The 13,976-nt window shown below is 73.7% G+C and carries 14 protein-coding genes; 6 read left to right on the top strand and 8 right to left on the bottom strand.

What is annotated here, in order from left to right:
* Positions 1-85 precede the first annotated feature (85 nt).
* Positions 86-661: a TerD family protein gene (locus tag ACFRAR_RS31945; protein ID WP_380702576.1), complete on the bottom strand. Its 576-nt coding sequence runs from the start codon at positions 659-661 to the stop codon at positions 86-88.
* 192 nt (positions 662-853) lie between these two features.
* Positions 854-1,351 carry a hypothetical protein gene (locus tag ACFRAR_RS31940; RefSeq protein ID WP_380702574.1) on the bottom strand — a complete coding sequence of 166 codons (498 nt, stop codon included), beginning with the start codon at positions 1,349-1,351 and terminating at the stop codon, positions 854-856.
* Positions 1,352-1,450: 99 nt separating this feature from the next.
* Here ACFRAR_RS31940 and arfB point away from each other — a divergent pair, with 99 nt between their 5' ends.
* Positions 1,451-1,885, top strand: coding sequence for an alternative ribosome rescue aminoacyl-tRNA hydrolase ArfB (gene arfB / locus ACFRAR_RS31935; protein WP_380702572.1), 435 nt, complete (start codon positions 1,451-1,453; stop codon positions 1,883-1,885).
* A 14-nt stretch (positions 1,886-1,899) separates the two neighbouring features.
* On the opposite strand, the gene ACFRAR_RS31930 is transcribed toward arfB, so the two are convergent.
* Positions 1,900-2,427 carry a flavin reductase family protein gene (locus tag ACFRAR_RS31930; protein ID WP_380702570.1) on the bottom strand — a complete coding sequence of 176 codons (528 nt, stop codon included), beginning with the start codon at positions 2,425-2,427 and terminating at the stop codon, positions 1,900-1,902.
* Positions 2,428-2,799: 372 nt separating this feature from the next.
* On the opposite strand from ACFRAR_RS31930, the gene ACFRAR_RS31925 reads away from it, so the two are divergent.
* Entirely contained in the window at positions 2,800-4,563 is a 1,764-nt protein-coding gene (locus ACFRAR_RS31925; protein ID WP_380702568.1) for a diguanylate cyclase domain-containing protein, read from the top strand.
* A 180-nt stretch (positions 4,564-4,743) separates the two neighbouring features.
* Positions 4,744-5,760 carry a hypothetical protein gene (locus ACFRAR_RS31920; protein WP_380702566.1) on the top strand — a complete coding sequence of 339 codons (1,017 nt, stop codon included), beginning with the start codon at positions 4,744-4,746 and terminating at the stop codon, positions 5,758-5,760.
* A 90-nt stretch (positions 5,761-5,850) separates the two neighbouring features.
* Here the strand turns inward: ACFRAR_RS31920 and nagA are convergent, their stop codons facing one another.
* Entirely contained in the window at positions 5,851-7,032 is a 1,182-nt protein-coding gene (gene nagA, locus ACFRAR_RS31915; protein ID WP_380702564.1) for an N-acetylglucosamine-6-phosphate deacetylase, read from the bottom strand.
* Positions 7,029-7,976 carry an ROK family protein gene (locus ACFRAR_RS31910; RefSeq protein ID WP_380702562.1) on the bottom strand — a complete coding sequence of 316 codons (948 nt, stop codon included), beginning with the start codon at positions 7,974-7,976 and terminating at the stop codon, positions 7,029-7,031. The genes nagA and ACFRAR_RS31910 overlap by 4 nt, the downstream gene beginning before the upstream one ends.
* 326 nt (positions 7,977-8,302) lie before the next feature.
* Here ACFRAR_RS31910 and ACFRAR_RS31905 point away from each other — a divergent pair, with 326 nt between their 5' ends.
* Positions 8,303-9,583: an extracellular solute-binding protein gene (locus tag ACFRAR_RS31905; RefSeq protein ID WP_380702560.1), complete on the top strand. Its 1,281-nt coding sequence runs from the start codon at positions 8,303-8,305 to the stop codon at positions 9,581-9,583.
* Between the two features lie 93 nt (positions 9,584-9,676).
* Here ACFRAR_RS31905 and ACFRAR_RS31900 read toward each other — a convergent pair whose 3' ends face one another.
* Complete coding sequence (locus ACFRAR_RS31900; protein WP_380702558.1) at positions 9,677-10,027, bottom strand: cupin domain-containing protein; 351 nt, start codon at positions 10,025-10,027, stop codon at positions 9,677-9,679.
* Between the two features lie 102 nt (positions 10,028-10,129).
* On the opposite strand from ACFRAR_RS31900, the gene ACFRAR_RS31895 reads away from it, so the two are divergent.
* Both ACFRAR_RS31895 and otsB read left to right on the top strand, forming a co-directional pair.
* Positions 10,130-10,384 (top strand): DUF3263 domain-containing protein, encoded by a 255-nt coding sequence (locus ACFRAR_RS31895; RefSeq protein WP_380702556.1) that lies wholly within the window; start codon positions 10,130-10,132, stop codon positions 10,382-10,384.
* 99 nt (positions 10,385-10,483) lie between these two features.
* Positions 10,484-11,308, top strand: coding sequence for a trehalose-phosphatase (otsB, locus tag ACFRAR_RS31890; protein WP_380702554.1), 825 nt, complete (start codon positions 10,484-10,486; stop codon positions 11,306-11,308).
* Here the strand turns inward: otsB and ACFRAR_RS31885 are convergent.
* A complete protein-coding gene (locus ACFRAR_RS31885; protein ID WP_380702552.1) occupies positions 11,295-12,806 on the bottom strand; it encodes a trehalose-6-phosphate synthase in 1,512 nt (503 codons plus the stop codon). The two genes, otsB and ACFRAR_RS31885, sit on opposite strands and share 14 nt — an antisense overlap.
* 97 nt (positions 12,807-12,903) lie before the next feature.
* A complete protein-coding gene (locus ACFRAR_RS31880; RefSeq protein ID WP_380702550.1) occupies positions 12,904-13,905 on the bottom strand; it encodes a glucosyl-3-phosphoglycerate synthase in 1,002 nt (333 codons plus the stop codon).
* Positions 13,906-13,976 lie beyond the last annotated feature (71 nt).

The raw sequence follows: 13,976 nt of genomic DNA, 5'->3' as shown, positions 1-13,976 counted from the left end.
GTCGGAGGGACTTCCCGCGCCGCGGCGTTTTCCGTGGGTGCGTCGGATCCGGTGCGTCGGGCCGGGCGCGTCGGACCCGGCTGCGTCAGAGCTGGACGCCGAAGTCCTGGGCGATGCCGGCCAGGCCGGAGGCGTAGCCCTGGCCGACCGCGCGGAACTTCCACTCGCCGTTGTTGCGGTAGAGCTCGCCGAAGATCATCGCGGTCTCGGTGGCGGCGTCCTCGGAGAGGTCGTAGCGGGCGATCTCGGCGCCGCCGGCCGCGTTCACCACGCGGATGTAGGCGTTGCGGACCTGGCCGAAGTTCTGGCCGCGGGCGACGCCGTCGTAGATGGTGACCGGGAAGGTGATCTTGGCGGCCTCGGCCGGCAGGCCGCCCAGGTTGACGTTGATCGACTCGTCGTCGCCCGCGCCCTCGCCGGTGCGGTTGTCACCGGTGTGCACGACGGTGTTGTCCGGCGTGCTGGTGTTGTTGAAGAAGACGAAGTGCGCGTTGGACAGCACCTTGCCGTTCGCGTCCAGGACGATCGCGCTGGCGTCGAGGTCGAACTCGGTGCCGGTCGTGGTGCGGACGTCCCAGCCCAGGCCGATGCTGACCGCGGACAGGCCGGGGGCCTCCTTGGTCAGCGAGACGTTGCCACCCTTGGAGAGGCTCACTGGCATGACGATTGCAGTCCCTTCGTTCGCTTCGTGCGCTTTTCTCCGGGAGAACGCAATGGTCCGTCGGCTTGGTTCCGCAGAGGCCGTGAATTCTTCGCGCGCGGCTGCCGGAAACCGGTCGGCGCGACGGTCGGACCGCCGACCGGACCGCTGACCGGATCGCCAAACGGAGGGAAAGCACGGGAAAAGCGCGGGTCAGATCCGCCGGAACCGGCCCTGGAGCGACCAGATGGTCGGATTGTCGGCCAGGTCGGGGTGCATGTCGAAGAGGTCGGCCAGGGTGTCCTGGAGGAAGTCCCGGGCCTCGCGCCGCAGTTCGCTGTGCCGGACCACCACCGCCGGCTCGTCCGGCAGCCAGGTCGCGGTGACCTCCACCCAGTTGAAGCGGCGGGCGAAGCGCAGCAGCTCGGTGTTCTGGGTGAAGTCGAGGTCGGCGGTCTGCACCCGGGCGGCCCGGCTGCCGTCCGGGTCGCGGTCCAGGTGCTCGGCGATGTCGCACAGCGCCCAGGCGAAGTCGAGCACCGGCACCCAGCCCCAGGCGGTGGACAGTTCCGAGCCCTCGCCGTCCAGGTAGACGTCGCCGCAGAACAGGTCGTGCCGCAGGGTGTGCACGGACGCGGTGCGGTAGTCCGTCTGCGGGGGGTCGGGGAAGCGGTTGGAGAGGGAGTAGCCGAGCTCGATCACGTACGCCATTGTCGGGGCTCGCGGCGCGCCGGACTAACCGGGGCCGGGGATCGGACGGGCCGCCGATAACGGGGTGACCGCGGGGGCCCCGGGCGGGATGATGGGGGCATGTCCGAGCCCATCCGCGTACGGGGGTCGGTGGTCGTCCCCGACGCCGAGCTCGTCTGGCGCTTCTCGCGTTCCTCCGGCCCCGGCGGCCAGCACGTCAACACCTCCGACTCCAAGGCCGAGCTGCGTTTCGACCTGGCCTCGACCAGGGCGCTGCCCGAGGTGTGGCGCGAGCGCGCGCTGGAGCGGCTGGCCGGGCGGCTGGTGGACGGCCGGGTGCTGGTGGTCCAGGCCTCGGAGTTCCGCTCGCAGTGGCGCAACCGGGAGGCGGCCGCGGCCCGGCTGTCGGCGCTGCTGACGGAGGCGTGCGCGCCGCCGCAGAAGGCCCGGCGGGCGACCAGGCCGAGCCGGGGCATGGTCGAGCGGCGGCTGTACAACAAGCGGCACCGCTCCGAGCTGAAGCAGGGGCGCCGGTCGCCGCGCGGCGGCGAGTAGCCGGGCCGCGGGCGTCAGCCCAGGGAGCGGTAGCCGCCGCGGAAGTAGAGCAGCGGACGGCCGGCGGGGTCGGGCACGACGGCCTCCAGGACGCGGCCGAGCAGCAGGGTGTGGTCGCCCGCGGGTATCCGCTGCTCGGTGCGGCACTCGACGGTGGCCAGCGCGCCGTCGATCAGCGGGGCGCCGGTGCGCGGTCCGCGGTGGTGGGCGGTGTCCGCGAACAGCAGCCGGTCGCTGAGCCGGCCCTTCATGGCGAACCGGGAGCCGATCGTCTTCTGCTCCTCGGTCAGCACCGAGACCGCCCAGGTGTCCGTCCGGGTGAGCACCTCGTCCATCCGGGAGTCCTCGCGGACCGAGATCAGCACCAGCGGCGGTTCCAGCGACACGGACAGGAAGGACGTGGCGGTCATGCCGACGTCCTCGCCGTCGTCCGGGTCGTGGACGGTCACCAGGCTCACGCCGGCGGCGAGCTGGGAGAGAGCTGCCCGGAACTCGTCGGGCGTGGCGTGGGGGGCAGCTTCGGGCTGCGGGGACGGGTGCACGTACCGCACGGTAGTCGGGGTCCGGGAGAAACGGCATCGGGCCTTGGTCGTAGGACCGCAGGTCCGGCCGAAGGGTTGCGCCCGGTGGCCGAACTCACCCCCAAGGAGTGAAGCCGCCCGGTCGGCGGGCCCAGTCGGCTTCAGCCCGGGGCCAATGCGGTCGACCACGAGAAATGTTCCGATGGGGCCATATGTCTCGCTATGAGACGGATGAACTGATTAAGGGTGCATTAGTCTTGTGTGATTTAAGTCACAAGTGATGCCCTATTGCTGACCGAGCGTGCCGAGCGCTGTGCTCCCTGTGATTCAGTTCTTCTGGCAATCGGACGATAACCAATCAAGAACTATCCGAAGAAGCCGGGGAGCCCCCGCATGGAAGCCGAGTCGGAGCCGTACGTCCGTCTCGCGACCCTCCGCACCTTGCACCGGGTCGTGGCGGACCTCAACGCTGCCCGCAGCCTCGCTGGCACCCTCCAGGCCGTCGTCGAGGGCGCGGTGCACGGGCTCGGCTTCGACGCCGCCGCGGTCAGCCTGGTCCGGCCGGACGGCGACCTCGTGGTGGCGGCCGTCTGGGAGCTGGAGGAGAGCCCGATGGGTGGCCCCTCCGTCCTGCTCGGCCAGGTCGGCTCCCGGGAGTCCTGGGACCGGCTGCTCGGCGTCAGCGACCACTGGGGCACCCTGCGCTTCCTGCCGTACGACCGCGGCTGGGCCGTCGCCAGCGACATCCCGCGCTGGATCGGGGACGGCCCGCTGCCGGTGTACGCCAACGACTGGCACCCCGCCGACGGGCTGCTCGCCCCGATGTACAGCGCCGGCGGCGACCTCCTCGGCGTCCTCTCGGTGGACCGCCCGCGCAGCGGCAAGCGGCCCGGGGCGTGGACCCGCGAGGCGCTGGAGATGTTCTCGCTGCAGGCCTCCATCGCGATCGGCAACGCCCGGCTGCGGGCCGAGATGCAGCGCGCGCTGGCCCGCCTGGAGAAGGAGCAGCAGGCGCTGCGGGCCAGCGAGGAGAGCTTCCGCCAGGCCTTCGAGTACGCGCCCAGCGGGATGGCGATCACGGAGCTGCACGGCGCCGGGCGCGGCCAGCTGACCAGGGTCAACGACGCGCTGTGCCGGCTGCTCGGCCGGCCCCGGGCGGTGCTGCGCCAGCAGAGCTTCGCCGACCTCGTGCACCCGGAGGACCGGGCGCTGCTGGAGCGCACCAGCGCCGAGAGCGGCCGCGCGGAACTGCGGCTGTCCCGGCGGGACGGCGGCTACCAGTGGGTCTGCCTGCGCAACTCGATCGTCGCGGACGCGGCCGAGGGCCCGAGCTTCCTGCTCACCCACGTCGAGGACATCGAGGACCGCAAGCGGCACGAGTTCCAGCTCGCCCACCGGGCCAGCCACGACGCGCTCACCGGGCTGCCGAACGGTGCCGAGCTCAAGTCCCGGCTGGCCCGCCGGCTCTGTCCCCAGCCGCAGCTGGTCGGCGCCACCGGCCCGGCCGAGGCGGCGGCCTGCCCGCAGCCGTACGGCTACCCGGCCGACTCCTACGGCGGGCACCGGGCGGAGGGCGCGGACCCGTACGGCGGGCCGGCGCACGGCTACGGGCTGCCCGAGGCGTTCGGCCCGGGCTACGGGGAGCACGTGCACGCGGTGGTCCCGGCCGAGTACGGTCCGGGCGGCGACGCCTGGTCGGCGCCGTTCCGCTCCGGTGGCGCGGCGACGGTGGACAAGGGGCTCGCGGTGCTCTTCTGCGACCTGGACGGCTTCAAGTCGATCAACGACCGGTTCGGCCACAACGCGGGCGACGCGGTGCTGGTCGAGGTCGCCCGGCGGCTGAGCCAGGCGGTGCGGGACGGCGACACGGTGGCCCGGCTCGGTGGCGACGAGTTCGTGGTGCTGGCCGACGGGATCGGCCGCGAGGAGGCCAAGGACCTCGCCCACCGGCTGCGCGGCGCGATCATCCCGCCGATGCGGATCGACGGCCGGGCGATGCGGGTGGGGGTGAGCCTCGGGGTCGGCTGGGCCGGCTGCGGGATGAGCATCGAGGAGGTGCTGCACACCGCGGACGAGCGGATGTACGACGAGAAGCGCGCCAGGGGCGGCGCGGTGCGCGGGGCGCGCGGCGAGCGCTCGCACCGGCGCGCGGGCTGAGCGGCGCGGCCGGAAGTCCCCCGGATGCGCGGTCCGCCCTGGTCGGGCCGGGTTACCCGCGGGTTGTCAAGGGCTCTTTTCCCCGCCGTCACATACGACAGGTAGGGTTCCCGGTACGACAGCGTCCATGATCTGCGCCGCCCGCAGCCGGCGGCGCACCGGATGGGGGAGCAGACCACCGTGACGACCGCCGGCAGCAACGGAGTGCCCGAGGGCCAGGGGGGCGGTGCCCCGCAGGACGACGACCCGTTCGGCTACCTCTACCGCCCGGCCGACGGTTCCACCGGGCAGCCGGCCGAGCCGCAGCAAGGGGTCCCGCGCACGTCGTACAACCGCCCGATGGAGGTCGGGCGCGCGCAGTACGGCTACCCGCAGGGAGCGCCGCCGCGGGCACCGCAGCAGCCCCAGCAGCCGTACGGCCAGCAGGGCATGCCGCCGCAGGGGTACCCGGGCGGCCAGCCGCAGGCCCCGTACGGCGGTCAGCCCGGCGCGCCGCAGCAGCCCGAGTACGGTGCCGCGCCCACCCAGCAGAACCGCTACGCCGAGCACTCCCGTCCGCAGCCGGGCGAGGAGCCCCGCGGCAGCGGCCGGAGCAAGGGCGCGGTGATCGGTGCGGTCGCCGTGATCGCGGCGATAGCGATCGGCGCCGGGATAGCGCTCTCCACCGGGGACCGGGACGACACCAAGGACGCCAAGGGCGGTGCCACGTCCGCCGCCCCGCCGGCCCCGACCACCCCGGTGCCGACGGCCACCACCGCGAGCGCCGGGCCCTCCGCGACCGCGACCGTCGGCTCCGGCCCGGTGACGGTGGACGCGAGCCAGCTCCAGGGGCAGAACGCGCCGGTCGGCAACAGCGTCAAGGGCGCCAAGTCCGCCGACGGCGGCTACCTGACGCTCCAGCCGGGCGGCACGGTGGCCTGGACCGGCGACGTCGCGACGGCGGGGACGTACAAGCTGACCGTGCACTACAACTACACGGGCAGCGGAGAGTTCAAGGGCGGCGCCACCGTGAACGGCAAGGACTGGCCGAGCGGGGTGACCTACCGGACGTACGGCGCCGCCAAGGACCCGGCGTCCTCGTGGTTCACCACCTGGATACTGCCGCAGTTCCAGGCCGGGCCGAACTCGGTGACCTTCACGGTGCCCGCCGGGACGTCGATCCTGATCGACCAGATCACCGTCGAGCCGAGCGGCTGACCGGGCCCGACACGCCGGGCCCCGGACACCACGGCCCCGGACACACCACGGCCGCCCGTCCCCGAGGGGGAGGGCGGCCGTCGGCTTCGTTCAGGCGGACCTGACGGTCTCGAACCTCTCGCCGCCGAGGACCCAGCGGCCGCGGCGCATCACGGCGACCAGGTCGTAGCTCCCGGAGTCGACCACGACCAGGTCGGCGAACTTGCCGGTCTCCAGCGAGCCGATCGAGTCGCTCAGGCCGAGCAGCCGGGCCGGGGTGGCGGACAGCGACTCGACGGTCCGGCTCAGGCTCAGCCCGTTGACGGTGACCGAGCGCTTGAACGCCACGTCCAGGGTGAGGGTGGAACCGGCGATCGCGCCGCCCTCGACCAGCCGGGCGACGCCGTCCTTGACCTCGACCTGGAGCGGGCCGAGCGGGTACAGGCCGTCGCCCATGCCGGCCGCGCCCATCGCGTCGGTGATCAGGGCGACCCGGCTCGCGCCGGCGGTGCCGTAGGCGAGGTCCAGGACCGAGGGGTGCAGGTGCACGCCGTCGTTGATCAGCTCGACGGTGACCCGCTCGTCCTCCAGCAGCGCCACGATCGGGCCGGGGGCGCGGTGGGCGATGCCGGGCATGGCGTTGAACAGGTGGGTGGCGACGGTGGCGCCGGCCTCGATCGCCTCCAGGGTGGTGGCGTAGTCGGAGTCGGTGTGGCCGACGGCGGCGATCACGCCGAGGTCCGCGAGCATCCGCACCGAGTCCAGGCCGCCGGGCAGTTCGGGGGCGAGGGTGACCATCTTGGCGTGGCCGCGGGCGGCGTCGACCAGCTTGCGCACCAGCGCCGGGTCGGGGTCGCGCAGCAGGTCGGGGCGGTGGGCGCCGCAGCGGTTGTGCGAGATGAACGGGCCCTCGAAGTGGATGCCGGCCAGGACGCCGTCCTCGACGAGTTCGGAGAGGACGTGCGCCTGGCGGGCGACCTCGTCGATCTCGCCGGTGACGGTGGAGGCCACCGTGGTGGTGGTGCCGTGCTCCAGGTGGGTGCGGGCGGCCAGCAGCGCCTCCTCGGCGATGCCGGAGGTGTACGCGCCGCCGCCGCCGCCGTGGACGTGCAGGTCGACGAAGCCGGGGACGACGGTGTACCCGGTCAGGTCGAGGTCGCCGGGCGCGGTGTCGCCGCCGAGGCCGGCGATGCGCTCGCCCTCGACGGAGAGGCGGTCGCCCTCGACGACGCCGCCGGGCAGCACCAGTCGGGCGCCGGCCAGGGCAGTACGGTCACGGTCCGCGGTGGTCACGCGGTCACCTCCAAGGAGAGCAGATCCCAGGCGAGCAGGCCCGCGCCCAGGGACGCGGCGGTGTCTTTGAGCATGGCGGGTACGACCTTCGGGGGCATCTGGAAGGTCAGCCGCTCGGTGACCGCCGCGCGCAGCGGAGTGAAGAGGGTGTCGCCGGCCTCGGCCAGCCCGCCGCCGACGATCACCGTGGACGGGTCGAGCAGGCTCTGGGCCACGATGATCCCGTCCGCGAGGGCCTCGACGGCGCGCTGCCAGACCGCGAGCGCGCGCTCGTCCCCGGCGTCCACCGCGGCGGCGCAGGATGCCGCGTCGGAGTCGGGGTCGCCGCTGGCCTCGGCCCAGGCGCGCGAGACGGCGGAGGCGGAGGCCAGCGTCTCCAGGCAGCCGCGGGCGCCGCAGCCGCACTGCGGGCCGCCCGGGCGGACCACGACGTGGCCGATCTCGCCGCCGTAGCCGTGCGCGCCGGACTCGATCCGGCCGTCGATGCCGATGGCGCCGGCGATGCCGGTGCCGAGGGCGACGAAGATGAAGCGGTCGACACCGCGGCCGGCGCCGAGACGGCCCTCGGCCAGGCCGCCGGAGCGCACGTCGTGGCCGAGGGCCACCGGCATCGTGCCGCCGTCCGGTCCGGACAGGCGCTCGCCGAGGAGCTTGCGCAGCGGGAGCTCACGCCAGCCGAGGTTGGCGGAGAAGACCGCGATGCCGTTCTTCTCGTCGATCGTGCCCGGGACGGCGACACCGGCCGCGAGCGGGGCGACGCCGAAACGGCTGAGGCCCTCGTCCGCCAGGTCGGTGGCGAAGTCGAGGATGGCGGCGACGACGGCGTCCGTGCCGTGCTCCCGCCCGGTCGGTCGGCGTGCCTCGAACAGCACGGAGCCGTCCTGGGCGAGCAGCGCGGCCTTCATGCCGGTGCCGCCTACATCGAGTGCGATGACGTGCTTCACGGAGGACAGTTTCCCTTGGTCGGGTCGAAGAGGTCTAGTCCAGTTGTCGGATTGGTCTGGTCCATATTGGGTGAGCTTTGTCGCAGCTGCGGCGTGTGCGGGGCTTTGCGTCCGGTGCGCGCGGGGCGGAGGCGGGGAGCCGGGACGGGGGTCGTGTTGCGCATCGTGCAATGACTCCGGGCACTTCGATAACTCCTGGGGCGGTCCGGGCCGCTGGTGTGGACCGGTGGTCGGCGGGTTTGACAGTGTGGCGCCTCCCCCCGCCGGATGCCCCCGTTCCGGCCGGCCTTTCTCCCCGTCGCATCCCCCCGAAGGCGGTACCCGCGTTGAACAGGCGCGCCCACGTTCCCACCCGTGTGCTCGGCGGTGCGCTGGCCGGAGCACTGGTGCTCATCGCGGCCAGCGCCTGCGGCGGGCAGGACGACGGGACCGTCACCCTCAGACTGGTCGCGGCCGACTACGGGGAGAGCCCCGAGACCAGCTCCCAGCACTACTGGGACGGGGTCGCCAGGGACTTCGAGGCCGCCAACCCCGGGATCAGGGTCAGCGTCGAGGTGGACTCCTGGACCGAGATCGGCAAGAAGGTCGAGGACATGATCGCGGCCGGCAAGTCGCCGGACCTGCTGCAGACCGGCGGCTTCGCGGACCAGGTCGCGGCGGACCGGCTGTACCCGGCGTCCGACGTGCTCTCGCTGGAGACCCAGGCCGACTTCCTGGAGGCCTTCTCGCACACCGGGCAGGTGCTCGGCACCCAGTACGGGATCCCGTTCGTCTCCTCGTCGCGGGTGCTCTTCTACAACAAGGCGATGTTCCGTCAGGCCGGGATCAGCCAGCCGCCGGCCACCTGGAGCGAACTGCGGCAGGACGCGGAGAAGATCAAGGCCAAGGTGCCGGGGGTGACCCCGTACGGGCTGCCGCTCGGCCCGGAGGAGGCGCCGGCCGAGTCGATGCTGTGGACGCTGAGCGGCGGCGGCAGCATCTCCGACGACGTGGGCAACTACACCATCGACAGCGCCCAGAACCAGGCGACGTTCGGCTGGCTGAAGACCAACCTGGTGGGCCCCGGCCTGACGTACCCGGACCCCGGCAAGGTGAACCGCACCCCCGCGTTCCGGGACTTCGCGGCCGGGAAGGTCGCGATGCTGAACGGTCACCCGACGCTGCTGCGGATGGCCACCGCCGGGAACGTCGAGTTCGGGACGGCGCCGATCCCGAAGAAGGACGGCGTGGGGCGGACCGGGAGCCTCGGGGTCGCGGACTGGATGACGGCGTTCAAGGCGAACGGGCACAAGAACGAGATCAAGAAGTTCCTGTCGTTCGTCTACGGCAAGGACAACCAGCTGAAGTTCGACGAGCAGTACAACCTGCTGCCGGTCACCCAGGACGCGTTCGACCAGATGGCCTCGGACCCGAAGCACGAGGACCTCAAGCAGTTCGCGGTCGGGCTGACCAACGCGAGCTTCTACCCCTTCGGGGACCCGGCCTGGGGCGTGGTCAGCGACCGGATCAAGGCCGGGATCGGCCTGGCGGTGACCGGGGACCCGAAGCAGGTGCTCGGCGGGCTGCAGGACGCGGCGGCGCAGGAGGCGGCGAGGGTCCGTCACTAGGTCCTGTCCGGCCGGACAGGACCTGGGCACCGGCCGGGACCTACCGGGACCGGGGCCGGGCGGCGGCCCCGGTCCGGGCGGGGGCGGGCCCGGTCAGGGGAGCGTGATGGCGTAGGCCTTGCGGAGCGTCTCGTGGACCGTCCAGGTGGTGCGGTCGCCCTCGCGCAGCACCGCGCAGTCGCCGGGGCCGACCTCCAGGGTCGGGCCGCCCTCGATCTCGATGGTGGCCCGGCCGCTGAGCACCACGAACATCTCGTCGGCCTCGACGTCGGTGACCACGCCCGGGGTGATCTGCCAGAGACCGCGCAGGTGGCGGCCGTCGGCGGACTCGGACAGCACCCGGCCGGTGACCTCGGGGGTGCCGGAGACGACCTGGGACGGGTCGAGCGGGTCGGGGTCGAGGTCGGCGGTGGGGATGTGCACGGCGAAGCTGGGCGTGGTCATGGGGGCGACGTTAGTGCGGGCGGCGGCCCGGCGGGGAGAGCAGTGTGTGTCGGGGTCGCGCGGGAGAATGACACTCCGTAGTGGCGGGCGGAGGTGTTCTCGATGGGCGAGCCGGGTGAGCCGGGCGAGCGGGGTGAGCTGGGTGAGCGGGACCGGGCGGTGCTGGCGCTGGAAGGGCGGCAGTGGCGTACGGCGGGGGCCAAGGAGCGGGCGATCCGGGAGGAGCTGGGGCTCTCCCCGACGCGGTACTACCAGCTGCTGAACGGTCTGCTGGACCGGGAGGAGGCGCTGGCGCACGCGCCGGTGCTGGTGAACCGGCTGCGGCGGATCCGGGAGGCGCGCCGGGGCGCCCGCTGACGGACGACCGGCCGGGTGCTCGGACCGGCTGGGGTCCGGAGCCGCCGGGTGCGGAGCCGCCGGCTCCGGGGTAGGGCTTTCGGTATGGGCTTTCAAGAGATGTTCGTACCGGGGACCGAGGCCGGACGGGACGGGGTGCGGGCCGTGCTGGCGGCGCCCCGGGAGGCCGTGATCGGGCTGGACTTCGACGGGACGCTGGCGCCGATCGTGGCGGACCCGGGGCAGGCGCGGGCGCACCCGGGAGTGGCGGGGGCGCTGCGGCGGCTGGCCCCGGTGGTCGGCGCCGTCGTGGTGGTGACGGGCCGCCCGGCCGCGCTGGCGGTCGAGTACGGCGGGTTCGCGGGCCTGCCGGGCGTGGTGGTGCTGGGGCACTACGGCGCCGAGCGGTGGGAGGACGGGGAGCTCTCGGCGCCGGAGGTGCACCCGGGGGTGGCGCGGGTACGGGCGGAGCTGCCGGAGGTGCTGGCGCGGGTGGCCGCGCCCGAGGGGACCTGGGTGGAGGACAAGGGCCGCTCGGTGGCCGTGCACACCCGGCGCACGGCGGCGCCGCAGCAGGCGCTGGAGCTGCTGCGGACGCCGGTGGAGGAGCTGGCGGCCGGGCACGGGCTGGTGGTGGAACCCGGGCGGCTGGTGCTGGAGCTGCGGCCGCCGGGGGTGGACAAGGGGGCGGCGCTGACCGGGTTCCTCCGGGAGCGCGGGGCCCGTTCGGTGCTCTACGCGGGGGACGACCTGGGGGACGTGGCGGCCTTCGCGGCGGTGGGGAAGCTGCGCGGCGAGGGCGTGGCCGGGGTCCTGGTGTGCGCCGGCGCGGTGGGGGACGCGCCGGTGCGCGAGCTGGCCGACCGGGCGGACCTGGTGGTCGCCGGGCCGGAGGGCGTGGTGGAGCTGCTGGAGGCCTTGGGGGAGGCGCTCACAGGGCGTTGAGCTGGTCCAGGAACCACTGCTGCGGGGGGAGCGCGGTGGCCGCGGCGGCCAGTCGCTTGGTGCGGTCGGCGCGCTCCTCGCGGCCCATGGTCAGGCCGGCGTGGAGGGCGTCGGCCGTCGCGATGACGTCGTACGGGTTGACGGTGAGGGCGTCGTCCTTGAGCTCGGCGTGGGCGCCGGCCTCGCGGGAGAGGACCAGCGCGCAGCCGTGGTCGGAGACCACCGGGACCTCCTTGGCGACCAGGTTCATGCCGTCCCGGATGGGGTTGACCAGGGCGACGTCGGCCAGCCGGTAGGCGGCGAGGGAGCGCGGGAAGTCGTCGTCGACGTGCAGGATCAGCGGCTGCCAGTCGGGGGTGGCGAACTCGGCGTTGACGGCGGCCGCCAGCTCCTGGACGGCGGCGGTGTAGTGCCGGTACTCGGCCAGGTCGGTGCGGGACGGGTAGGCGAAGGCGATGTGCACCACCCGGTCGTGCCACTCGGGGCGGGTGCGGAGCAGGTGCCGGTAGGCCTGGAGGCCGCGGACGATGTTCTTGCTGAGCTCGGTGCGGTCGACCCGGACGATGGTGCGGCGGTCGCCGACGGCCTCGCGCAGCGCGGCGAGGCGCTCGTCCACGTCGGGGCGGTGCGAGCGTTCGCGCAGGAAGTCGGCGTCGGCGCCGAGGGCGTGGACGCCGAGGCGTGTAGTTCGCCGAACGGGGGTCCCCCCGGCCGAGGGCTGGGGGGTGGTGGTGCGGCCGTCGAGGGTGACGGTGAGCGCGTCGTGGTCGACGGTGGCGCCGAGGAGGTCCGCGCAGCAGGCGGCGAAGGCGCGGGCCCAGCGCTCGGTGAGGAAGCCGGCCCGGTCGGCGCCCAGGATGCCGGTGAGCACGGCCCGGGCGACGTCGTCGGGCAGCATCCGGTAGTACTCGGGCGGGGCCCAGGGGGTGTGCGAGAAGTGGCCGATCCGCAGGTCGGGGCGGGCTTCGCGGAGCAGGGCCGGGGCCAGTGAGAGGTGGTAGTCCTGGATGAGGACCGCGGCGTTCGGGGCGGCTTCGCGGGCCAGGGCTTCGGCGAAGGCCTCGTTGTAGGCCTGGTAGGCGGCCCACTCGGTGCGGAAGTCGGCGTCGAAGGAGGGGGCGGTCGGGGTGGCGTAGAGCAGGTGGTGGACGAACCAGAGGGTGGAGTTGGCGACGCCGTTGTAGGCGCGGGCGAAGGTCTGCGGGTCTATGTCCAGCATCCGCACGGCCTGTCCGCCGACGTCGTGGCCGGCCAGGTCGAGGCGGCCGTCGGGGGCCTCGGCGGCGGCTCTGCGGTCGGAGTCGTTGAGGGCGGCGCAGACCCAGACGGCGTTCGGGTCGTCGATCGCGGAGAGGCCGGAGACCAGGCCGCCGCCGCCCCGCCGCAGGATCAGCGTGCCGTCGTCGGCGGTGCTGAAGGACACCGGTCCCCGGTTGGAGGCCACCAGGACGGGGGCGGTGCCGGTCACGCTCGAACGGTTGGTCGTGAGTTCGCCCATGGTTGGCATGTTGCCGGGGGTGCGGGGCGGCAAACCCGTGGGGCCCGTCTTCGAGCTCCCGGCGTCGCCCCGCAGGCGGGAGTTCGGAGACGGGCCCCTAATGGCGGGTGGCGTACTCGGGGACGGTGTGCATCGGGGGGCGTTCCCGGGCGGTGACCGGGTGGGTGTGGGCGACGAAGGCCCGGGTCCGCGGGTCGCGGGTGAACTGGGTGAGGTGGGGGTGGACCAGGTCCGCGGAGGCCTTGAGGCGGTGGGTGCGGTCGAGGCGTTCGAGGGCGGTCCGGTAGATGGTGGCGGCCATCCGGCCGAGGGCCTGGCCGTCCTGGTGGCGGTGGTGGCGGACGCCGACGTCCACCTGGGCCAGCGCGTCCAGGCCGGCCAGCTCCAGGGCGTCGACCAGCAGTCCGAGCTCGACGCCGTAGCCGGTGGGGAAGGGCAGCCGTTCGAGCAGGGAGCGGCGGGCCGCGTACTCGCCGCCGAGGGGCTGGACGAAACCGGCGAGTTCCGGCCAGTGGAGGTTGAGCAGGGGCCGGGCGACGAGTTCGGTGACCCGGCCGCCGCCGGCGGGCAGCACGGCGCCCTCCGACTCCAGCGGGCGGTCGTACATGGCCTTGACCAGCTGGATGGACTCGTCGGTCAGCAGCGGGCCGACGATGCCGGAGACGAAGGCCGGGTCGAACTCGCGCAGGTCGGCGTCCACGAAGCAGACGATGTCGCCATGGGTGACCAGCAGCGAGCGCCAGAGCACCTCGCCCTTGCCGGGGACGGCGGGCAGCCGGGGCAGGATGGCGTCGCGGTGCTCGACCCGGGCGCCGGCCTCGGCGGCGACGGCGGCGGTGGCGTCGGTGGAGCCGGAGTCCACCACGACGAGTTCGTCGACCAGCGGGAGGCGTTCCATCAGCTCGCGGCGGATGGTGCGGACGATGTCGCCGACGGTGGCCTCCTCGTCCAGCGCGGGCAGGACCACGCTGACGGTGCGGCCGGTGCGCTCCTTGGCGGCGAGGAGGGTGCTCACCGGCCGGTCGGCCGCGCTCCAGGAGCGGCGGCGCAGCCAGGACGCCGCCTGCGGGAGGAGCTCGGGGGTCGGTTCGGCGGGCACGGGAGTCTCCTCGGCGGGGTCGGGTGGAACGGGTCATCTCGCGTGGCGGACAGTCCCGTTCATGGGTTGAC

It is taken from the genome of Kitasatospora sp. NPDC056651 (assembly GCF_042792155.1).
Taxonomy (GTDB): Bacteria; Actinomycetota; Actinomycetes; order Streptomycetales; family Streptomycetaceae; genus Kitasatospora.
This window is presented reverse-complemented; position numbering and strand designations above follow the sequence as displayed.